A 20,779-nucleotide genomic window follows, 5' to 3' on the forward strand; every position below is an offset into this window, starting at 1 on the left:
CGGTGGTCCCACCTGACCCCATGCCGAACTCAGAAGTGAAACGCCGTAGCGCCGATGGTAGTGTGGGGTCTCCCCATGCGAGAGTAGGGAACTGCCAGGCATCAAATTACGCGAAAGCCCATCCTCACGGATGGGCTTTTTGCGTTGGGGCGGAAAAAACCGGCTGGCGGCTTCGCCTGCCCGGCCTACAATAACAAGATACGCATCGTCAGCGAGGTTATTTTGCCGAACCCACCCTTTAACTACCAACAAGATTTCGCCAACACTAACTTCCGTGACCACCCGGAGCTTTACCAGGTAGGACGGGGAGAACAAGGTGTTCTGCTGGTTGAACCTTACAAAAGCGAAATCCTTCCCCACTGGCGATATAAAAATGCTGAGGTTGCGACCAAATCTGCGCAGGAGATCTATGCGCTGTTTGAACAATACCGCCAGCAAAACGATTTTGTGGGCATGGATATGGCAAGGAAGTTTATTCAGATGGGATATACCCGCGCCAGACGCTACGCCAACCACAAAGGCGGAAAAAAGTATGATGATGAATGCAACGTTCGTCCGTTAGATCACGATCCTGTGAAAGCCGAAGCGGCCAAAATCTTTAAAGGATGGTGGGATAAAATTCGCGCCGACGAAGATTATTTGCAACGAAAACAAGCGCATCAAAAAAAGTGGGGATAACGACGCCACTCCCATTAGCGCTCGTTTTATGACGTAACTCACAAAATTAAATGAAACATAATAGAAACAATTTTTTTACCTAACGTTAAATTTTAAACCTGGTTTTACTGGAATGGGTGCAATGGCCCGCAATGTAAGACAGGGGATTTAAAATGACAGAAACCGTAGCAAGTATAGATACGGATAGTAAAAAAGCAACAGACGGGGATACTCGCCGTAGGATCTGGGCAATTGTCGGCGCATCTTCAGGCAATCTGGTGGAATGGTTCGACTTTTACGTTTACTCATTTTGCTCACTCTATTTTGCCCATATCTTCTTCCCATCCGGCAACACCACTACCCAACTGCTGCAAACCGCAGGCGTCTTCGCCGCCGGCTTTTTAATGCGTCCGATCGGTGGCTGGCTGTTTGGTCGCATCGCCGACAGAAAAGGGCGAAAAACGTCCATGCTGATCTCCGTCTGCATGATGTGTTTCGGCTCTTTGGTGATCGCCTGTTTACCTGGCTATGACGCGATCGGCACATGGGCACCGGCCTTACTGTTGCTGGCCCGTTTGTTCCAGGGGCTCTCCGTGGGGGGAGAATACGGCACCAGCGCGACCTATATGAGTGAAGTCGCAGTGGAGGGTCGTAAGGGCTTCTATGCCTCTTTTCAGTACGTCACGCTGATAGGTGGACAGCTGCTGGCTATCCTTGCAGTAGTAATCCTGCAACAGGTTCTGAGTGATGAAGATCTTCGTGCCTGGGGATGGCGTATTCCTTTTGCGATCGGTGCGGTACTTGCTGTTGTGGCATTGTGGTTACGCCGCCAGCTGGAAGAGACGTCCCGAAAAGAGGTGCGGGCGTTAAAAGAGGCAGGTTCATTTAAAGGTTTGTGGCGTAACCGGAAGGCATTTCTGATGGTGCTTGGCTTTACGGCAGGCGGCTCGCTCACCTTCTATACCTTTACTACCTATATGCAGAAGTATCTGGTCAACACGACGGGCATGCACGCTAACGTGGCGAGTATGGTCATGACGGTAGCGCTGTTTGTCTTTATGTTGATTCAGCCCATCGTCGGCGCGCTATCGGATAAAATAGGTCGTCGTAACTCAATGCTGATTTTTGGCGGGTTGTCGGCGTTATGCACGGTGCCCATTCTCACGGCCCTTCAGCATGTTTCATCTCCTTATGCCGCTTTTGCACTGGTAATGGTGGCGCTGATTATCGCCAGCTTCTATACCTCTATCAGCGGTATCCTTAAAGCAGAGATGTTTCCGGCTCAGGTACGTGCGCTGGGCGTTGGGCTGTCTTATGCAGTGGCTAATGCGCTGTTTGGCGGTTCGGCGGAATATGTCGCACTGTCACTGAAATCGGCAGGAAATGAGACCATCTTCTTCTGGTACGTTACGCTGATGGGAGCGCTGGCATTCATTGTCTCGTTGATGCTGCACCGAAAAGGCAAAGGGATCCGTCTTTAGCGATCTGCCAGTTGCCACAGGCTATAGCCGGTCGTCGCGCCGGCGATATCCCAGGCAAAATCTTTCCAGCTCCAGCCGCTCCCCGCCGGGCGGCTGTCCCACAGCTCCTTCGATGCGCCCAGACTGACCGAAAACATCAGACCATACGCGGCGCTACGATCGCGGCTGTAACCCTGGCGTTGAGCATATTCATTACCCGCCGCCGATAGCATTGCCGAGGCTAAAAAGTGTTGCGCCTTATCCTGACCAGACCAGCTATCCTGAGCCATATGGCTGCAGCCGGACAGGACCAGACAGCCCATTAACAGGAAATAACGCACAACGACCTCCATAAAAAAGCCCCGTCGATGACAGGGCTGAAGATTACAAAATGCGGCTAATCAGACGATCGATTCGGATCCTGCGCAGACGGCGGATCAGCTTTCTGACCTTGACCGGGTAATCGGCAATGCTCTGCAGATCGCGGTAATGGTTAACCACAGTGGTGTGGGTGCGAATCAGCTCCAGCTCGCGATCGCGCTGAGCGGCAAGCTCGTGGCGCGGGTCGTGGATCAGAATGGCATTCTCCAGATCCAGTCGCCATGCACGCGGGTTGAGGTTATTTCCCGTCAGCAGCATCCATTCATCATCAACCCACATTCCTTTCAGGTGATAGCTATTGTCTTCATCTTTCCAGAGACGCACCACCAGCTGATCGGTATTCACATAATACTGCAGGCGGCTGAGGAAGCGGCGCAGGTTGATCTCATACAGATAAGGCAGAGCGCCGATGATCTTGAACGGCTGATCTTCCGGGATAAAGAAATCGTTCGCGGTTTTATCGCCTACGATAATCTCCACCTTTTTGCCGTCCCGTAAGAGCTGAATGATATTACGCACCAGCACGGCTGGCAGGTTGAAGTATGGCGTGCAGATGGTCAGCTTATGCTCGGTGCAGGGCATAAGATGGAAGATGGTTTTATTGAGCAGGCTGGACTTGCCCAGGCCTACAAGAGGCGTCACCGCAAGCTGTTCGTTATCCGCATCACCCTGGAAATGGTACATGGCATCGCGCAGTTCCTGACGGAAAAGGCGAATGTCATTTTTAATCTCCGGGCTTTTTGGACGATGGGGATCGTCAAGGCGATTCACGCCGCGACCGCGCACCAGGTGCTGATCAACCCACTCGAACATGATGTCCGCCATGCGGGCATTACGCACCAGGTGATAGCGATCGTAACGGTATTTATCGAGCTGATGCAGGTAGACGTCATTCAGACTCGCGCCGCTGTACAGCACGCTGTCATCAATAATGAAGCCTTTGAAATGGAGTACACCGAGCGCTTCGCGGGTGTTAACCGGGACACCATAAACCGTGACCTCTACGCCAGGATTCTCCTGCGCCATGCGGCAATACCAGTCGGCATTGGTGTTGGATGCGGCCGCACCAATACGTCCGCGCTGGGCGCGATGCCAGTCAACCAGGATGCGTACATCCAGTTCCGGGCGCTGACGTTTGGCCTCGTATACCGCGCGTAAAATGGCGCTGCCGCCTTCATCCTGTTCAAGATAAAGCGCGATGATGCAGATACGATGCGTTGCGCTGGCAATTTTTTCCAGTAGCGTCTCCCGAAAATCGGCGGGAGCATAAAAGAACTCTACATCATCAACTGACTGAGAAAGCTTCGGTAGTTGAGCAAGGTGTTGTTGATGTTTGTTACGCTTAAATTTGGACAACATCACAGTGCGTTTCTTCTCTGTTCATTGAAGGATTATATGGACTATGCAGACAACAGAAGCGGGCAATCATACCACCAGTGCCGTTTAAAGTGGTCAACATTTCCAGTACCTTACTCTTGTTTACCTGCTGACATCAGCGCCAGCGTCAACCCGACGATGCCGTCTTCCAGCTGAACATCAACGGTAAAGCCTAATTTTCGTGCCAGAGCGATCATGCCCCGGTTATTGGGCATAGTAATGCCATTGAGGCGGATAAGTCCGTGATCGCGCGTATAACTGATTAGCTTTTCCAGTAACCGTCTTCCCAATCCGAGTCCTTTTAGATCGGAGCGAACCAGCACTGCAAACTCCGCATCGACGTTATCGGGATCGGAAATAGCACGCGTGACGCCAAGGATCTCATCGCCCTCATCCGTGCGGCGGACGGCAACAAAAGCCATTTCCCGATCGTAGTCGATCTGCGTCATATTGGCTAAATCTTCGTGGGTAAATTCGTTGATTTCACTAAAGTAGCGGTAGTACAGATCTTCTTTTGTTACCTGGTCGATAAAGCGCTGCAGCTGAGGTTCATCTTCCGGCAGGATGGGACGAAACAGCGATCTCTCGCCATTTTTCATCTCCACCCACTCTTCAAGCTGATGGGGATAAGGGCGGATTGCGAGACGGCTTTCACGATCGCCGGTAAAGGCCGCAACATCCATCGTCACATCCAGCGCCGTCAGCTCGCTGCCGGATGCCAGCAAAGGATGAATATCCAGACGCCGAATTTCCGGGCTGTCGACAATCAGGTTCGATACCTGCACCAGGAACTGGCTCAGGGCGGCAATATCCAGCGGTCGCAAGGCGCTACGTCCGCGGATCTTCTTGCTCTTGATCCCCTGGATCACCAGATAGCGCGCCAGGTTCATGTTCAGCGGAGGCAGCGCCACCACAGCCTGCTCTTCAGGGCGCCACTCCACGCCCCCTTCACCCAGCATGATCAGCGGGCCGAAGACCGGATCGTGTTCGACCACCACCCGCAGCTCCTGTGCGCCCGCGCGGTTGGCCATGCTTTGCACCAGTAGACCGTGAATGCGTGCCTGGGGCCAGGTCATTTTGACGCGATCGATAATGGCATCCGCCGCCTGCTGCACTTCTGCGGCGGTGCGCAGATACAGCATGACCCCCTGGACTTCCGACTTATGCGGAATATCGGGAGAGCGCAGTTTCAGGGCCACCGGATAACCAATCTGCTCGGCGATATGCACCGCTTCTGCACTGTCGCTGGCGATCCAGGTCGGCAGGGTATGCATGCCGAAGGCATTAAGGATCGGCTGCACCTCATGGGTATCCAGCGAGCGTGCGCCATCATCAATGGCGCGCTGCAGCAGGGCCCGGGCGTGGCCGGTATTGGCCGTCAGATTGCCAGGAAGCGCAGGCGTTTCCCGCAGCTGTTTCTGGTTACGCCGGTACTCCACCATATGCATAAAGGCAGTGATAGTGCCTTCCGGGGTGCGGTATGTCGGCAATCCCGCCTCGCTGAACAGGCGTCGCGCCTCCTGAGAGGAATACTCGCCGCACCAGTTAGTCAGGAGCGACACGTATTTTCCCCGGGGATGCTTCTTCACGGCCTCAATCAGCGAACGGGCGCTTTCGCTACCCGGTGCTACGGCGCTCGGGGAGTGAATGACCATCAGGGCGTCAAAATCCTGGCTTTCCAGCAGGATGTTCAGGGCGCTGATATAGCGATCGCTACTGGCATCATCGCGCAAATCCAGGGGATTACCCGGCTCCACGCCGGGCGGCAGCGTATCACGCAGGCGCTGGAGCGTCTCTTCGCTGAGTGCGGCCAGCTTCCCGTTGCGCAGCCAGAGTTCGTCCAGCGCCAGCGCAGCCGGGGCGGCGCCATTGCTGATGATCATCAGCCGCTCTCCCCGCAGCGGGCGCATATGGCTGAGCGTTTCGACAGCGGAAAAGAGTTCGTGAGTATCCTGAACGCGCAGTAAACCGGCGCGCTGGATAGCCGCATCCCATGCCGGATCCATCCCGGAATGGGAGTGCAACAGACGTTGGGCGGCCGGGCTACGTCCGCTTTTGATCACCAGGATCGGTTTATTGCGCGAGGCGCTACGGGCGGCGGACACAAAGCGTCGCGCGTCGCTGAGATGTTCAAGATAGAGCAGAATCGCGCTGGTTTTGCTGTCACGCGCCAGGAAATCCAGCAGCTCGTCGACATCAATGTCCAGCCCGTCGCCCAGCGCGATAAAGTAGGAGAACCCCATCTCGCGCTGCTGGGCCCAGTCGAGAATGGTATTGGAGACCGCAGCCGACTGCGAGATAAAGGCCAGTTTGCCTTTACGTATTGGCACGGGAGAGAAACTGGCGTTCAGCCCCTGCCAGGGAGCCAACAGGCCGAGGCTGTTTGGCCCCAGCAGCCGCATCTGGTGTCGCGCCGCGCAGGCCAGCAGCTCCGCCTGTTGTTCAGGCGGCGAGGAGAGAATGATGCAGGTTTTGCAGCCCTTTTCCCCCAGCGCCTCGAGTAGCGCGATATTGCGGCGGGCGTGGGTACACAGCACCGCGAGATCGGGAATAAAGGGCAGAGCGTCGACGTCGGGCCAGGCCAGAACGCCCAGCACGGCTTTATAAGCCGGTGTCACCGGCAGGATCGGGCCGTTAAAACCGCCTGCGAGCAGGTTTCGCATCATCAGGTAACCGGCGCGTTCGGGTTTCATCGACGCGCCAATCACGGCGATGGATTTAGGGCGGAGTAAGGCTTCTAACCCGCGCTGGCTCATACAAGTCTCCTGAAAGGGCGAGTGACCTGATGATTTTAAACGCTTTCCGGCTCCGCTGCTGTGATGCTTCCCTTATGAATGGTTTTTCCGGCCAGATAGCGTTCACGAAAACGCGTGAAGTGATCGCCCAGTGCGCCAGCCGCTTGTACATCTCCCGCCAGATCCAGCAGGGCAATCGCCACTTCGGCGGTGCAGTACTGACCTTCAGCATGGGCTTCGCGCAGGCGGTAAGCGGAAACGCGCGACAGGTCGACGGAGATGACCGGCAGGGCATCAAGGTAAGGGCTCTTGCGGAACATTTTGCGCGCTTCGGTCCAGGTGCCATCCAGCATTATGAACAGCGGCGGCTTGCCGGATGGCGGCACGGAAAGCACCTGACGTGATTCTCCTGCATAGGAAGCGGGGAACACGACCATAGGTTGATAATCGGGGCTCGCGACCAGATCGAGCAGCGCCTGCGGCGGCTCAGTACGTGACCACTGGAAGGCGGTGGTATCGGGTAAAATATCGGCGATCAACCGCCCGGTATTGCTCGGTTTCATCGGTTCGGTATCGAACATCACCAGACAGAAACGGCTGTGGGCCTGGCTCGGGATCAGGGTCGCGCACAGGCACTGCTTAAGCGGCAGCAGGCAGCGCTGACAGCGACGAATGCGGTTACCACGGGCAAGAAAGGGGCGAGTCGCACGCGCCAGGCGTTCGGCGCGCAATTGCAGTACGGCGTTATCAGTCATGGGGGAGTGCGCAGAAAAAACGCCATTCTCGCAGAGGCGAGAGCGGGGCACAAGTTACGTGCCCCGGAATATCAGAGGGATTCGTTCAGCCAGCTGTCAAACGGGGCTTTAGGAACGGCACCGTTCAACATATCAACAACTTCGCCATTCTTGATAATCATGATGGTCGGGATACTGCGAATGCGGAAGCGGGCGCTCAGCTCGCGTTCGGTCTCGGTATTCACTTTCACGAAACGCACTTTACCGCTGCGCTCTTCGGCGACATCTTCAAAAATCGGGGCAAAGTTACGGCACGGGCCGCACCAGGGAGCCCAGAAATCAATGACTACCGGCAGATCGTCCTTCAGCAGTTTATCCAGAGTTGCACCGGTAGCATTAATGACATCACCATCGAACAATTCATGACCGCAGCGTCCGCATTTTGCTCCGTCATCAATTCGATCATCCGGAATGCGGTTAAGAGCCTGGCAGTTGGCACATACGGTATTCATAACTAACCTCAGGTAGAGCAGGGGGACAAATCGGCAACATGCCGGTTATGTTTCCAATATGTTACATATTATCAACGACCCTGTTTGAAACGACAATGCGTTTTATTCAATGAGAACAATAGTCACAGGCTTTTATACGAAGTAATGGCTATGCGCCGGGACATCGGGTAATCTGCGCGCTTCGCGCAGCGCTGGTGGAGAAAAGCATGAACGACGAACTGAAAAACAAAAGCGGCAAGGTCAAAGTGATGTATGTCCGCAGTGATGATGACTCTGATAAACGCACCGAAAATCCGCGTACCGGAAAAGGTGGCGGGCGTCCAGGGCCATCTCGTGCAGACGGTGGCCGTCGCCCCGCCCGCGATGAGAGAAACAGCCGCGGTGATGACCGCAAACGCGACGATCGTAAACGTGACGACCGTAAGCGTGATGATTTCAAACGCGACGACTTTAACCGCGATGCGTCCCCATGGCGTACCGTTTCCCGTGCACCTGGCGATGAGTCAAAAGCACCCGTCGATCACGGGAGCATGGCCGGTAAAGCGGTTATCGATCCTGAAGTGATCCGTCGTCAGCGCGCGGAAGAGACCCGCGTCTACGGTGAGAACGCCTGCCAGGCCCTGTTCCAGAGCCGCCCTGATTGCATCGTTCGCGCCTGGTTTATCCAGAGCGTTACGCCGCGTTTCAAAGAAGCGCTGCGCTGGATGGCCGCCAACCGCAAAGCCTACCACGTTGTAGACGATGCTGAGATCACCAAAGCGTCGGGCACCGAACACCACGGTGGCGTGTGCTTCCTGATTAAGAAACGTAACGGAACCACCGTTAAGCAGTGGGTAAGCCAGGCAGGCGAAGATGACTGCGTGCTGGCCCTGGAAGACGTGGGCAACCCGCACAACCTTGGCGCGATGATGCGCAGCTGCGCTCATTTCGGCGTCAAAGGGGTACTGTTGCAGGATGCGGCTCTGCTGGAATCTGGTGCGGCAATCCGTACGGCGGAAGGCGGGGCGGAGCATGTTCAGCCGATCACCGGCGACAGCGTGCTGGAAGCCATTGAGCAGTTCCGTAAAGCGGGCTACGCCATTGTGACTACCTCCAGCCACAAAGGCACCACGCCGCTGTTTAAAGCGACACTGCCACGTAAAATGGTGCTGGTGTTGGGTCAGGAGCGTGATGGTCTGACCGATGCGGCACTGTCCAGCGCCGATCTGAGCGTCTCAATTGATGGTACCGGCAATGTAGAAAGCCTCAACGTATCCGTTGCGACCGGCGTTCTGCTGGCGGAATGGTGGCGTCAGAACAAAGCGTAATGTCGCTTTGTTCGTAGGCCCGGCAAGCGTAGCGCCGCCGGGCAATGTGCCGGGTGGCGGCTTCGCCTTACCCGGCCTACAAAACCACTCTATTCGCTTTCAGCCGGTAACTCCGGCATCCAGTTAATCGGCGTTTCGCCCTGTTTCTCCAGCCACTCATTCGCCAGCACAAAATGGTTGCAGCCAAAAAAGCCGCGATGCGCTGACAGCGGTGATGGGTGCGGTGCTTTCAGCACATGGTGACGCTGGGTATCAATGATTGCCCCTTTCTTCTGCGCGTGAGATCCCCACAGTAAAAACACCACACCTTCCCGATGCTGGTTAATCAGGCTGATGACTTTATCCGTAAAGGTCTCCCAGCCGAGGCTGGCATGGGAATGTGCCTGTCCTGCGCGAACCGTCAGCACGGTGTTAAGCAGCAGAACACCCTGTCGTGCCCAGCTTTCCAGATAGCCGTGCGCGGGTCGGGTAAAACCAGGTACCGAGGCTTCCAGCTCCTTATACATATTCAGCAGGGAAGGTGGGGTCGCAACGCCCGGACGCACGCTGAAGGCCAGTCCGTGCGCCTGACCCGGCCCGTGATAGGGATCCTGACCCAGGATGACTACTTTGACATCGGCCAATTCAGTAAAGCGGAAGGCGTTAAACACGTCTTTCTGGGGAGGATAGATGGTGATGCCGTCCTGACGTTCAGCGGCAACGGTGTTCAGGGTGTTGACGAAGTAAGGCTGTTTTTTCTCATCGGCCAGGACGTCGTGCCAGGTTAAAGGTGTAGTCATCTCGCTCTCCTGCGAATTTTCTCTGCCCCTAGCTTAACTGCTTATGACCAGGGAGCAAAATTGCCCGCTGAAAAAGGTCATCCTGTTGAAAAATATTTAAAAAATTACAAGATTTTTTGAGTGCTGGATTTGGGGAAAATTGATATAAAACAACAATCTTCCTCTATGGCCCTTTTTCTTGTATGGTTTTTATTGATTTAAGTCAAAGAATGCCGATGGGTTGACTGATATATATACACTCAAGCAACAATGGTTTTACCAATTGCCCTAAATAACGGGCGACACCCAATAGTGTAGTTTAAGGGAGGCATCACATGATTACTGGTATCCAGATTACTAAAGCTGCAAACGACGACCTGCTGAACTCTTTCTGGCTGCTGGACAGCGAAAAAGGCGAAGCGCGCTGCGTATGTGCAAAAGCAGGCTTTGCTGAAGACGAGGTTGTTCAGGTTAATGCGCTGGGCGAATTCGAATATCGCGAAATCCCAATGGAGATCAAACCGGAAGTGCGTGTTGAAGGCGGTCAGCATCTGAACGTTAACGTACTGCGTCGTGAAACCCTGGAAGATGCTGTTAAGCACCCGGAAAAATATCCGCAGCTGACCATCCGCGTTTCTGGCTACGCCGTTCGCTTCAACTCCCTGACTGCAGAACAGCAGCGTGACGTGATTGCGCGTACCTTTACCGCCAGCCTGTAATTGTTGGCAGGGTACAAATAAAAACGCCGGGTTATCCCCGGCGTTTTTTTTACTCTTCTTTCTGTGAGGCCGGCGCGCTGCCGCTTGGCTTACGACGCTTGCCAATGTTTTTGCTGTAACGGTGGCGTTGCTTCGCGCGCGGTTTCTCTTTTTCTTTCTCTTTTTTCTCTGCGCGTTTAGCGAGCACCTTCTTGGACGGTTTACCCGTCATCTTCTCACTTGGCGGACGGGTAACAGGGCGCAGTTCATCAATCACGCGCGCTTTCACCGGCTCGTCGATGTAGCGGCCCACTTTCTGCAGCAGCAGATAGTCATGCGCTTCCACCAGAGAGATAGCCGTGCCTTTCAGGCCAGCTCGCCCGGTACGACCGATACGGTGCAGGTAAGTATCTCCGCTGCGCGGCATGTCGAAGTTAATCACATGGCTTACTTCAGGAATATCGATACCACGCGCCGCCACGTCGGTGGCAATCAGCACGTTCACGCGACCTTCGGTCAGGCGTTTAATCCCTTCGGTACGTTTAACCTGCGCCATCTCGCCTTCGAGATAACAGTTGTTAATGCCTGCGGCCCGGAGCTGTTCCGCCAGCTCATGCACACGTTCGCGTTTGCGGACAAAAACGATGGTGCGCGTTGTATCATCTTGTTTTAACAGATGCTTAAGTAACTCGAGCTTATGCTCGTAGTTATCGGCGCGATAATACCACTGGTGAATTTTTTTACGCTCACGCGTGGACGGCGTAGCAGAGACTTCTGCCGGATCGTTAAGCAGACGCTCAGCAAAGTCCTTGATGGCATCGCCTTCAAGCGTTGCGGAGAACAGCATGGTCTGTTTGCGCCAGCGCGTTTCGCCTGCGATGTGTTCAATATCCTGCGCGAAGCCCAGCTCCAGCATGCGGTCCGCTTCATCGAGAATCAGCGTTTCAACAGCACGACAGTCAAAGTTCTCTTCTTTGATGTACTGCATCAGGCGCCCGGTCGTGGCGACCACGATATCCTGGTTCTCACTGAACACTTCGGCGTGGTTCATATAGGCGACGCCACCGGTGATGGTCGCAATATCCAGATGGGTCCTGGCAGCCAGTTCACGTGCATGCTCCGCAACCTGTACGGCTAACTCACGTGTCGGGGTCAGGATAAGAATGCGCGGCGGCCCGGATTTCTTACGCGGGAAATCAATAAGATGCTGCAAGACGGGCAGCAGATACGCCGCTGTTTTACCGGTGCCTGTCGGCGCTGAACCGAGTACGTCGCGGCCTTCTAACGCAGGCGGAATGGCTGCCGCCTGGATGGCAGTCGGGCGTGTGAAGCCTTTATTCTGGAGAGCTTCCAGAAGGCTTTCGTCGAGTTCAAGTTCGGAAAAAGTCGTTACAGTCATGTTCTACCTCTGTGTGGGGCGCTGATTATAGACGTTATGGCTGCGATCTTCATCTGTTTGTGTGGATATCCCTTTTCCCTCATTGCGCTTTCACCTATGCTACTCCCGTTTCATTTTGAAGGTTGCTCTGACATGTCTCAACTCAAAGCGCAGCTGCGCCGCGATGGTTTTACCTTTAAGCAGTTCTTTGTCGCTCACGATCGTTGTGCGATGAAAGTCGGTACTGATGGCATTTTACTGGGGGCATGGGCACCGGTTGCAGGCGTTAAACGTATCCTTGATATTGGCAGCGGCAGCGGACTCTTAGCCCTGATGCTGGCTCAGCGTACCGGGGAATCTGTCACCCTGGATGCCGTTGAGCTGGATCCGCAGGCGGCCGAACAGGCGGCAGAAAACGTGGCGGAGTCTCCCTGGGCGTCTCGTATTACCCTCCATTGTGCGGATGTTCTGACCTGGGCACCAGAGCAAACGGCTCGCTATGACTTAATTGTCAGTAATCCTCCTTATTATGAACCCGGCGTCGGGTGCGCAACGCCCGAGCGCGATCAAGCCCGCTCAACCGGCTCGCTCGATCACAGCTCACTGTTAGCCTGTGCGGCGGCGTTGATCACCGAAGAGGGGTTTTTCTGCGTGGTATTACCGGAAAGCGCAGGCACTGCCCTTGTCAGTAATGCACTGGAGATGGGCTGGTATTTACGCCTGCGCACCGATATTGCTGACACGGAAGGCAGGCTACCGCATCGGGTGCTGGTGGCGCTGTCGCCGAAAGAAGGGGAGTGTTTCAGCGACAGGATGGTGATTCGGGGGCCGGATCAGCGCTATTCCGAGGATTACACGGCGCTGACCCACCCGTTCTATCTGTTTATGTGAGTCAGCGGAGAGAGCACGGACGGCCCGGAGTGCTCAAGTTGTTCCGGGTAGTCGAGGGTATAATGCAGCCCGCGGCTCTCTTTACGCATCATTGCGCAGCGTACAATCAACTCTGCCACCTGAACCAGATTACGCAGCTCCAGCAGGTTGTTTGAGACGCGGAAGTGGGCGTAATACTCGTCAATCTCCTGCTGTAGCATGGTAATGCGGCGCAGGGCGCGCTCCAGCCGCTTGGTGGTACGTACAATTCCAACGTAATCCCACATAAAGAGGCGCAGCTCGTGCCAGTTATGCTGGATCACTACCAGCTCATCCGGATTTTCCACGCGGCTCTCATCCCAGGCAGGCAGGTTATCCGCCTGACGGGCGTACGGCATGCGTTTGGTAATATCTTCCGCTGCCGACCAGCCGTAGACCAGACACTCCAGCAGGGAGTTCGATGCCATACGGTTAGCGCCATGCAGGCCGGTATAACTCACTTCCCCGATGGCATACAGACCGTCGACGTCAGTGCGGCCATGATCGTCCACCATCACTCCGCCGCAGGTATAGTGCGCCGCAGGCACCACAGGCATCGGCTCTTTGGTAATGTCGATGCCTAATCCCAGCAGTTTTTCATAGATCGTCGGGAAGTGCTGACGCACAAACTCTGCCGGTTTATGGCTGATATCCAGATACATGCAGTCCACGCCCAGGCGTTTCATTTCATGATCGATAGCGCGGGCCACGACATCACGCGGGGCCAGCTCGCCACGCTCGTCAAAGTCAGGCATAAAGCGCGTGCCGTCCGGGCGTTTTAAATGCGCCCCTTCACCACGCAGGGCTTCGGTCAGTAAGAAATTGCGGGCCTGCGGATGGAAGAGGGCGGTGGGGTGGAACTGGTTAAATTCCAGGTTAGCCACGCGACAGCCTGCACGCCAGGCCATGGCAATCCCGTCTCCTGAGGAGATATCCGGGTTGGTGGTGTACTGATATACCTTGGAAGCACCGCCTGTTGCAAGCACCACCGATTTTGCCCGGCAGGTTTCTACCGTCTCTTTATTTCGGTTCCACACCCAGGCACCCACAACGCGACGCGTGCCCGGCAGGCCAATCTTATCGGAGATGATCAGGTCCACCGCGTTGCTGCGTTCCAGCACCTGGATATTCGGATGGCTTAACGCCTGGCTGACCAGCGTCGTTTCCACCTCTTTACCGGTGGCATCCGCAGCGTGCAGGATACGGCGATGGCTATGCCCACCTTCCCGCGTCAGGTGATAGCTCTCTTCACCGTTGGCCTGCACATGCGTATCAAACAACACACCCTGATCGATGAGCCACTGCACACAATGACGGGCATTGCTGGCGACAAACTCCGCAGCGTGCTTATCGACGATCCCGCCACCGGCAATAAGGGTATCTTCCACATGCGAGTCGATACTGTCCGTTTCATCAAACACAGCGGCAATCCCGCCCTGTGCATAGAAAGTGGAGCCTTCGCTGATAGGGCCTTTACTGAGGACAATTACTTTCTGGTGTGGGGCGAGTCGCAGCGCCAGTGAAAGGCCGGCGGCACCGCTGCCGATAATCAGTACGTCACAGGAGAGTTCAGACATTGCGTTCATGATGTGTGTTTAATTTACTAAACAGTGTTTGGTCAGCATAGCACCCGAATGCGATGAATCGCACGTTTTTTTTGCTACGTGTTGCAATGGCTAAACAGCCAGTAGGGCGGGGAGGAAACACTAAAAGGGCGAAAATATTTTGCGAAGCAGATCGTTAGCTTCAGATTTTGTGGTGAAATAAAGCCTGTCTTGCGGTACCCTGCAAGCGGTAAAATGCCAATTCTTATCAGAAACTGGGTGCGTTTCAGTATCAGACTTATAATGATAGAAAATGAACAGTCTGCGACGCGATTAACAAAAACAAAGGCGTGACGGAACTTTTTGAAAAAAAGACCCTCAAAGCAACTGCTTGCTCACAGTGCAGTGTTTGGAGTGGCGTTTCGATAACGCGTGGATTTTAGGTTTGGGGAGACATTACCTCGGATGAGCGAGCAGTTAACGGACCAGATTCTGGTTGAACGGGTCCAGAAGGGAGATCAGAAAGCCTTTAACTTACTGGTGGTGCGCTACCAGCATAAAGTGGCGAGTCTGGTGTCCCGCTATGTACCGTCAGGCGATGTCCCTGATGTCGTACAAGAGTCTTTTATCAAGGCCTATCGCGCGCTGGAATCTTTCCGGGGAGATAGTGCTTTTTATACCTGGCTGTATCGTATTGCGGTCAATACTGCCAAGAATTACCTCGTCGCTCAGGGCCGTCGTCCGCCGTCAAGCGATGTTGACGCCATCGACGCCGAAAATTTTGAAAGCGGCGGTGCGTTAAAAGAAATTTCGAACCCTGAGAACTTAATGTTGTCAGAAGAACTGAGACAAATAGTTTTTCGCACCATCGAGTCGCTCCCGGAAGATTTACGCATGGCAATTACGTTGCGGGAGTTGGATGGCCTGAGCTATGAAGAGATAGCCGCTATCATGGATTGCCCGGTCGGTACGGTTCGCTCACGGATATTTCGTGCGCGAGAAGCTATTGATAATAAAGTTCAACCGCTAATCAGGCGTTGACGATAGCGGGATACTGGAAAAGGTATTAGGCATGCAGAAAGAACAACTTTCCGCTTTAATGGATGGTGAAACGCTGGACAGTGAGATGCTCAATGAGCTCTCTCGCTCTCCTGAGATGCAAAAAACCTGGGAGAGTTATCATCTCATCCGCGATACCCTGCGCGGCGATACCGGCGAGCTCCTCCATTTTGATATCTCATCTCGCGTAATGGCTGCCATTGAGAATGAACCTGTTTCTCAGGCCACTCCGCTGATTCCTGAAGCCCAACCGGCACCGCACCTGTGGCAGAAGATGCCTTTCTGGAACAAAGTGCGTCCATGGGCGAGTCAACTGACGCAAATGGGCGTCGCTGCTTGCGTATCGCTTGCAGTTATTGTTGGCGTCCAGCACTATAACACCCAATCTGAAGTGAGCCAGCAACCTGAAGCGCCAGTGTTTAACACGCTGCCGATGATGGGCAAAGCCAGCCCGGTAAGCCTGGGTATTCCTTCTGATGCATCGGCAGGAGCCGGTCAGCAGCAGCAGGTACAAGAGCAGCGCCGTCGTATTAATGCGATGTTGCAGGACTATGAATTGCAGCGTCGTCTGCATTCCGAACAGCTTCAGTTTGAGCAGGCGCAAACCCAGCAGGCTGCTGTGCAAGTGCCCGGAAACCAAACTTTAGGAACGCAATCGCAGTAATGAAGCAACTTTGGTGCGCCATGTCTCTGATGGCGGGTAGCCTGTTGTTCACTGTCAACGCCTCGGCTGATGTATCGTCCGGGGCGTTGTTACAGCAAATGAACCAGGCCAGCCAGTCACTCAACTACGAGCTGGCTTTTATCAGTATCAATAAGCAGGGTGTAGAGTCGTTACGCTATCGCCATGCCCGTCTTGATAAACAGCCGCTTGCCCAGCTTTTGCAGATGGATGGTCCGCGCCGCGAAGTCGTGCAGCGTGGCAACGAAATCAGCTATTTTGAGCCGGGTCTTGAGCCCTTTACGCTGAACGGCGATTACATCGTTGATTCGCTGCCTTCGCTCATCTATACCGACTTCAAACGGCTTGCGCCTTACTACGACTTTATCTCCGTAGGGCGTACCCGTATCGCTGACCGACTGTGTGAAGTGCTGCGTGTGGTCGCAAGAGACGGGACGCGTTACAGCTATATCGTCTGGATGGATGCGGAGACCAAGCTGCCGATGCGGGTCGACCTGCTGGATCGTGATGGCGAGACGCTGGAGCAGTTCCGGGTGATCTCCTTTACCATTGACGATCAGGTCGGCAACAGCATGCAGAATCTGGCAAAAGCCAGCCTGCCGCCGCTGCTTTCTGTCCCGGCTGGCGATCCTGTCAACTTCAACTGGGCGCCAAACTGGATCCCGCAGGGCTTCAGTGAAGTCTCCAGCAGCCGACGCCAGCTGCCGACGATTGATACCCCGGTCGAGTCCCGTCTTTACTCTGATGGCTTGTTCAGCTTCTCGGTTAACATCAACCGGGCAACGCCGGTAAGCGCCGATCAGATGCTGCGCACCGGGCGTCGTACCGTCAGCACCACAGTGCGTGATAACGCTGAGATCACCGTCGTCGGCGAACTGCCGCCGCAAACGGCTAAACGCATCGCAGACAGCATTAAATTCAAGGCCGGACAATGATCAAAGAGTGGGCAACTGTCGTTTCATGGCAGGAGGGCGTTGCGCTGGTAAGCTGTGACGTAAAAGCATCCTGTAACAGCTGCGCCTCCCGCGCCGGTTGCGGAAGCCGGGTGCTGAACAAACTCGGGCCGCAGACGTCGCATACTATCAGCGTACCCAGCGCAGAGCCGCTGGTGGCCGGACAAAAAGTCGAGTTAGGCATTGCTGAAGGCAGCCTGCTGGGCTCGGCGATGCTGGTCTATCTCTCCCCGCTGGTGGGGCTGTTTGCCCTGGGCGGGGTATTCCAGGTGCTGTTCGGTACCGATCTGGCCGCGATGTGCGGTGCAGCCCTCGGTGGCGTGGGTGGTTTCTTACTGGCCCGCGGCTTTTCGTCGAGGCTTGCCGTACGCGAAGAGTGGCAGCCTGTTATTCTCAGCGTCGGACTGCCCCCCAATGAGCTTCGCGTCGAAATGCTCTCTTCTGAAGCCCGGTGATGTCACCGGGCTTTGCTTTATTTACATCTCATAAAAGAAAACGCTGAATCTTCACGCTAAGCTTGCTGGAAGAGCATTTCCCGGTTAAGGAGATGTAGTGTAGAATGCTGCGTTTTCGCACTGAAAAACGTCAGGCTAAGAACAGCGGCCTCCAGGAATTCGTAAGGCATAATTATTTAACTATATGAAGAACATACGTAACTTTTCGATCATTGCTCACATTGACCACGGTAAGTCGACGCTGTCTGACCGTATTATCCAGATTTGCGGTGGCCTGTCTGATCGTGAAATGGCAGCCCAGGTTCTGGACTCCATGGACCTGGAACGCGAACGCGGTATCACCATTAAAGCGCAGAGCGTGACGCTCGACTATAAAGCGTCTGATGGCGAAACCTACCAACTTAACTTTATCGACACCCCAGGCCACGTTGACTTCTCCTATGAAGTATCCCGTTCGCTGGCGGCCTGCGAAGGCGCGCTGCTGGTGGTTGATGCCGGGCAGGGCGTAGAAGCCCAGACGCTGGCCAACTGCTATACCGCGATGGAAATGGATCTCGAAGTGGTGCCGGTACTGAACAAAATCGACCTGCCAGCCGCCGATCCTGAGCGCGTAGCGGAAGAGATTGAAGATATCGTCGGCATTGACGCTACCGATGCGGTGCGCTGCTCCGCCAAAACCGGTGTTGGCGTTCCCGATGTACTCGAACGCCTGGTGCGTGACATCCCGGCCCCGGAAGGTGACGCAGACGCGCCACTGCAGGCGCTGATCATCGACTCCTGGTTCGATAACTATCTCGGCGTAGTCTCGCTGGTGCGTATTAAAAACGGCACCATGCGTAAAGGCGACAAAATTAAAGTGATGAGCACCGGGCAGGTCTATAACGCTGACCGTCTGGGGATCTTCACGCCAAAACAGGTTGACCGTACCGAGCTGAAATGCGGCGAAGTAGGCTGGCTGGTTTGTGCCATCAAAGACATCCTCGGCGCACCGGTGGGCGATACCCTGACCCAGGCACGTAACCCGGCAGATAAAGCGCTGCCAGGTTTCAAAAAGGTGAAACCGCAGGTTTACGCCGGTCTGTTCCCGGTCAGCTCCGATGATTACGAGAACTTCCGTGACGCGCTCGGCAAGCTGAGCCTGAATGATGCATCCCTGTTCTATGAGCCAGAAAGCTCAACGGCGCTGGGCTTCGGCTTCCGCTGCGGCTTCCTCGGCCTGCTGCACATGGAGATCATCCAGGAGCGTCTGGAGCGTGAATACGATCTGGATCTGATCACCACCGCACCGACAGTAGTGTATGAAGTTGAAACCACCTCGAAAGAGGTTATCTACGTCGACAGCCCGTCCAAGCTGCCGCCGCTGAACAATATTCATGAGCTGCGCGAGCCGATTGCAGAGTGTCACATGCTGCTGCCGCAGGAGTTCCTGGGGAACGTCATCACGCTGTGTATCGAGAAGCGTGGCGTACAGACCAACATGGTTTACCACGGTAACCAGGTGGCGCTGACCTATGAAATCCCAATGGCAGAAGTGGTGCTCGACTTCTTCGACCGCCTGAAGTCCACCTCCCGCGGCTATGCGTCGCTGGATTACAACTTCAAACGCTTCCAGGCTTCTAACATGGTGCGTGTGGACGTGCTGATCAACAGCGAGCGTGTCGATGCGCTGGCGCTGATTACCCACAACGACAATGCCCCGTACCGCGGTCGCGAACTGGTCGAGAAGATGAAAGAGCTCATCCCACGCCAGCAGTTCGACATTGCGATCCAGGCGGCCATTGGCAACCACATCATCGCCCGTTCGACGGTGAAACAGTTGCGTAAAAACGTTCTGGCAAAATGCTATGGCGGCGACGTCAGCCGTAAGAAGAAGCTGCTCCAGAAGCAGAAAGAAGGTAAGAAGCGTATGAAGCAGGTCGGTAACGTCGAGCTGCCGCAGGAAGCGTTCCTCGCCATTCTGCACGTGGGTAAAGACGGAAAATAATCCTTTAAGGAGTTGGCATGGCGAACATGTTTGCCCTGATCCTGGTGATTGCCACCCTGGTGACGGGGCTGTTGTGGTGTCTGGATAAGTTTATCTTTGCCCCAAAACGTCGCGAACGTCAGGCTGCCGCACAGGCGGCCACGGGCGACCAGTTAGATCCGAAAACCCTGAAAAAAGTCAGCCCTAAGCCGGGCTGGCTGGAGACGGGCGCATCGGTCTTTCCGGTGCTGGCGATCGTGCTGGTGGTGCGTTCGTTTATCTATGAACCTTTCCAGATCCCATCCGGTTCGATGATGCCAACGCTGCTGATCGGTGATTTTATTCTGGTGGAGAAGTTTGCCTACGGCATTAAAGATCCGATCTACCAGAAAACGCTGATCGAAACCGGTCATCCGAAACGTGGCGATATCGTGGTGTTTAAATATCCGGACGATCCGCGTCTGGATTACATCAAACGCACCGTTGGCGTGCCGGGCGATAAGGTGACCTATAATCCGGTCTCCAAAGAGGTGACGGTTCAGCCTGGCTGCAGTTCCGGTACGGCCTGCGGAAGCGCGCTGGCGGTGACTTACTCTGGCGTTGAGCCAAGCGACTTTGTGCAGACCTTTGCCCGTCGCAACGGCGGCGAAGCCACCAGCGGATTCTTCCAGCTGCCAAAAGGCGAGACCAAAGAGAACGGTATTCGTCTGAACGAGCGCAAAGAGACCCTGGGTGATGTGACGCACCGTATTCTGACCGTCTCCATCGCTCAGGATCAGCTGGGGATGTACTATCAGCAGCAGGGGCAGCAGCTGGCGACCTGGATTGTGCCGCCGGGACACTACTTCATGATGGGTGATAACCGCGACAACAGCGCGGACAGCCGTTACTGGGGCTTTGTGCCGGAAGCGAATCTGGTCGGTAAAGCGACCACTATCTGGATGAGCTTTGAGAAACAGGAAGGCGAATGGCCGACCGGCGTACGGTTAAATCGTATTGGCGGCATCCATTAATTCCTGATAAATGAGCACGTAGTCTCTTTAATCAGAGGCTACGTGAATTATTTAAGGGATAAATCTCTTCTGACTAACGACAACCCCTGTCGTTGCGTATAGAATATTCCCCCGAAGTTTAAGGTTGGCGCTGATTCAGTGCCACGGCACACGAAACCGCGTTGGCTTTCTCAGGACGGTTTCGTGTGCTGCATTTTTGACGCA

20 protein-coding genes and 1 rRNA gene are annotated in these 20,779 nt (G+C 54.9%); 13 read left to right on the forward strand and 8 right to left on the reverse strand.

All coding sequences use genetic code 11. The features are described 5' to 3' along the window. From rrf to WFO70_RS00015, 3 genes are all read left to right on the forward strand, one after another. Positions 1–100, forward strand: a 5S ribosomal RNA gene (gene rrf / locus WFO70_RS00005); the annotation flags it as partial. A gap of 122 nt (positions 101–222) precedes the next feature. Further along, entirely contained in the window at positions 223–678 is a 456-nt protein-coding gene (locus tag WFO70_RS00010) for a DUF4385 domain-containing protein (RefSeq protein WP_337016536.1), read from the forward strand. A 152-nt stretch (positions 679–830) separates the two neighbouring features. Beyond that, the gene (locus tag WFO70_RS00015) at positions 831–2,138 is read left to right on the forward strand and encodes an MFS transporter (protein WP_337013874.1); all 1,308 of its coding nucleotides are present in this window, start codon (positions 831–833) and stop codon (positions 2,136–2,138) included. On the opposite strand, the gene WFO70_RS00020 is transcribed toward WFO70_RS00015, so the two are convergent. The 5 genes from WFO70_RS00020 to trxC all read right to left on the reverse strand — a co-directional run bounded on the left by WFO70_RS00020 (position 2,135) and on the right by trxC (position 7,856). After that, positions 2,135–2,470, reverse strand: coding sequence for a YfiM family lipoprotein (locus WFO70_RS00020; RefSeq protein ID WP_442913336.1), 336 nt, complete (start codon positions 2,468–2,470; stop codon positions 2,135–2,137). The genes WFO70_RS00015 and WFO70_RS00020 overlap by 4 nt on opposite strands. 31 nt (positions 2,471–2,501) lie before the next feature. Beyond that, on the reverse strand, positions 2,502–3,857 hold the full coding sequence (pssA, locus tag WFO70_RS00025; RefSeq protein ID WP_337016538.1) for a CDP-diacylglycerol--serine O-phosphatidyltransferase: 1,356 nt from the start codon (positions 3,855–3,857) through the stop codon (positions 2,502–2,504). Between the two features lie 110 nt (positions 3,858–3,967). After that, entirely contained in the window at positions 3,968–6,631 is a 2,664-nt protein-coding gene (locus WFO70_RS00035) for a bifunctional acetate--CoA ligase family protein/GNAT family N-acetyltransferase (protein ID WP_337013876.1), read from the reverse strand. A 35-nt stretch (positions 6,632–6,666) separates the two neighbouring features. Then, positions 6,667–7,365 (reverse strand): tRNA-uridine aminocarboxypropyltransferase, encoded by a 699-nt coding sequence (tapT, locus tag WFO70_RS00040; protein WP_337013878.1) that lies wholly within the window; start codon positions 7,363–7,365, stop codon positions 6,667–6,669. A gap of 71 nt (positions 7,366–7,436) precedes the next feature. After that, the gene (gene trxC / locus WFO70_RS00045; RefSeq protein WP_337013880.1) at positions 7,437–7,856 is read right to left on the reverse strand and encodes a thioredoxin TrxC; all 420 of its coding nucleotides are present in this window, start codon (positions 7,854–7,856) and stop codon (positions 7,437–7,439) included. Between the two features lie 206 nt (positions 7,857–8,062). Here trxC and WFO70_RS00050 point away from each other — a divergent pair, with 206 nt between their 5' ends. Then, entirely contained in the window at positions 8,063–9,163 is a 1,101-nt protein-coding gene (locus WFO70_RS00050; RefSeq protein WP_337013882.1) for a tRNA/rRNA methyltransferase, read from the forward strand. Positions 9,164–9,252: 89 nt separating this feature from the next. Here the strand turns inward: WFO70_RS00050 and ung are convergent, their stop codons facing one another. Beyond that, entirely contained in the window at positions 9,253–9,942 is a 690-nt protein-coding gene (gene ung, locus WFO70_RS00055) for a uracil-DNA glycosylase (RefSeq protein ID WP_032613197.1), read from the reverse strand. A 314-nt stretch (positions 9,943–10,256) separates the two neighbouring features. On the opposite strand from ung, the gene grcA reads away from it, so the two are divergent. Then, entirely contained in the window at positions 10,257–10,640 is a 384-nt protein-coding gene (gene grcA / locus WFO70_RS00060; protein WP_103180763.1) for an autonomous glycyl radical cofactor GrcA, read from the forward strand. A 49-nt stretch (positions 10,641–10,689) separates the two neighbouring features. On the opposite strand, the gene srmB is transcribed toward grcA, so the two are convergent. Next, on the reverse strand, positions 10,690–12,018 hold the full coding sequence (srmB, locus tag WFO70_RS00065) for an ATP-dependent RNA helicase SrmB (protein WP_337013884.1): 1,329 nt from the start codon (positions 12,016–12,018) through the stop codon (positions 10,690–10,692). A gap of 132 nt (positions 12,019–12,150) precedes the next feature. Here srmB and trmN point away from each other — a divergent pair, with 132 nt between their 5' ends. Continuing rightward, a complete protein-coding gene (gene trmN, locus WFO70_RS00070; RefSeq protein WP_337013886.1) occupies positions 12,151–12,888 on the forward strand; it encodes a tRNA(1)(Val) (adenine(37)-N(6))-methyltransferase TrmN in 738 nt (245 codons plus the stop codon). Here the strand turns inward: trmN and nadB are convergent. Continuing rightward, positions 12,873–14,492 carry an L-aspartate oxidase gene (nadB, locus tag WFO70_RS00075; RefSeq protein WP_337013888.1) on the reverse strand — a complete coding sequence of 540 codons (1,620 nt, stop codon included), beginning with the start codon at positions 14,490–14,492 and terminating at the stop codon, positions 12,873–12,875. The genes trmN and nadB overlap by 16 nt on opposite strands. Before the next feature lie 358 nt (positions 14,493–14,850). Between nadB and rseD the strand changes: the two genes are divergently transcribed. From rseD to lepB, 7 genes are all read left to right on the forward strand, one after another. Beyond that, the gene (gene rseD, locus WFO70_RS00080) at positions 14,851–14,919 is read left to right on the forward strand and encodes a rpoE leader peptide RseD (protein ID WP_231313890.1); all 69 of its coding nucleotides are present in this window, start codon (positions 14,851–14,853) and stop codon (positions 14,917–14,919) included. Next, a complete protein-coding gene (gene rpoE / locus WFO70_RS00085; protein ID WP_032613187.1) occupies positions 14,916–15,491 on the forward strand; it encodes an RNA polymerase sigma factor RpoE in 576 nt (191 codons plus the stop codon). The genes rseD and rpoE overlap by 4 nt, the downstream gene beginning before the upstream one ends. A 31-nt stretch (positions 15,492–15,522) precedes the next feature. After that, positions 15,523–16,173, forward strand: coding sequence for an anti-sigma-E factor RseA (gene rseA, locus WFO70_RS00090; RefSeq protein ID WP_337013890.1), 651 nt, complete (start codon positions 15,523–15,525; stop codon positions 16,171–16,173). Next, positions 16,173–17,126, forward strand: coding sequence for a sigma-E factor regulatory protein RseB (gene rseB / locus WFO70_RS00095; RefSeq protein WP_337013892.1), 954 nt, complete (start codon positions 16,173–16,175; stop codon positions 17,124–17,126). Before rseA ends, rseB begins: the two co-directional genes overlap by 1 nt. Next, a complete protein-coding gene (rseC, locus tag WFO70_RS00100; RefSeq protein ID WP_337013894.1) occupies positions 17,123–17,599 on the forward strand; it encodes a SoxR-reducing system protein RseC in 477 nt (158 codons plus the stop codon). Before rseB ends, rseC begins: the two co-directional genes overlap by 4 nt. A gap of 184 nt (positions 17,600–17,783) precedes the next feature. Then, positions 17,784–19,583, forward strand: coding sequence for a translation elongation factor 4 (lepA, locus tag WFO70_RS00105; RefSeq protein ID WP_312078558.1), 1,800 nt, complete (start codon positions 17,784–17,786; stop codon positions 19,581–19,583). Between the two features lie 17 nt (positions 19,584–19,600). Next, positions 19,601–20,575 carry a signal peptidase I gene (lepB, locus tag WFO70_RS00110; RefSeq protein WP_337013898.1) on the forward strand — a complete coding sequence of 325 codons (975 nt, stop codon included), beginning with the start codon at positions 19,601–19,603 and terminating at the stop codon, positions 20,573–20,575. Positions 20,576–20,779 lie beyond the last annotated feature (204 nt).

Origin of the sequence: Leclercia sp. AS011, from assembly GCF_037152535.1 — a bacterium.
Lineage (GTDB): Bacteria > Pseudomonadota > Gammaproteobacteria > Enterobacterales > Enterobacteriaceae > Enterobacter.

Bases quoted from the DNA above. Each gene is read 5' to 3' on its own strand.
- WFO70_RS00015 (WP_337013874.1), top strand. From the start codon at position 831: ATGACAGAAACCGTAGCAAGTATAGATACGGATAGTAAAAAAGCAACA.
- WFO70_RS00020 (WP_442913336.1), bottom strand. From the start codon at position 2,470: ATGGAGGTCGTTGTGCGTTATTTCCTGTTAATGGGCTGTCTGGTCCTG.
- pssA (WP_337016538.1), bottom strand. From the start codon at position 3,857: ATGTTGTCCAAATTTAAGCGTAACAAACATCAACAACACCTTGCTCAA.
- WFO70_RS00035 (WP_337013876.1), bottom strand. From the start codon at position 6,631: ATGAGCCAGCGCGGGTTAGAAGCCTTACTCCGCCCTAAATCCATCGCC.
- tapT (WP_337013878.1), bottom strand. From the start codon at position 7,365: ATGACTGATAACGCCGTACTGCAATTGCGCGCCGAACGCCTGGCGCGT.
- trxC (WP_337013880.1), bottom strand. From the start codon at position 7,856: ATGAATACCGTATGTGCCAACTGCCAGGCTCTTAACCGCATTCCGGAT.
- WFO70_RS00050 (WP_337013882.1), top strand. From the start codon at position 8,063: ATGAACGACGAACTGAAAAACAAAAGCGGCAAGGTCAAAGTGATGTAT.
- ung (WP_032613197.1), bottom strand. From the start codon at position 9,942: ATGACTACACCTTTAACCTGGCACGACGTCCTGGCCGATGAGAAAAAA.
- grcA (WP_103180763.1), top strand. From the start codon at position 10,257: ATGATTACTGGTATCCAGATTACTAAAGCTGCAAACGACGACCTGCTG.
- srmB (WP_337013884.1), bottom strand. From the start codon at position 12,018: ATGACTGTAACGACTTTTTCCGAACTTGAACTCGACGAAAGCCTTCTG.
- trmN (WP_337013886.1), top strand. From the start codon at position 12,151: ATGTCTCAACTCAAAGCGCAGCTGCGCCGCGATGGTTTTACCTTTAAG.
- nadB (WP_337013888.1), bottom strand. From the start codon at position 14,492: ATGAACGCAATGTCTGAACTCTCCTGTGACGTACTGATTATCGGCAGC.
- rpoE (WP_032613187.1), top strand. From the start codon at position 14,916: ATGAGCGAGCAGTTAACGGACCAGATTCTGGTTGAACGGGTCCAGAAG.
- rseA (WP_337013890.1), top strand. From the start codon at position 15,523: ATGCAGAAAGAACAACTTTCCGCTTTAATGGATGGTGAAACGCTGGAC.
- rseB (WP_337013892.1), top strand. From the start codon at position 16,173: ATGAAGCAACTTTGGTGCGCCATGTCTCTGATGGCGGGTAGCCTGTTG.
- rseC (WP_337013894.1), top strand. From the start codon at position 17,123: ATGATCAAAGAGTGGGCAACTGTCGTTTCATGGCAGGAGGGCGTTGCG.
- lepA (WP_312078558.1), top strand. From the start codon at position 17,784: ATGAAGAACATACGTAACTTTTCGATCATTGCTCACATTGACCACGGT.
- lepB (WP_337013898.1), top strand. From the start codon at position 19,601: ATGGCGAACATGTTTGCCCTGATCCTGGTGATTGCCACCCTGGTGACG.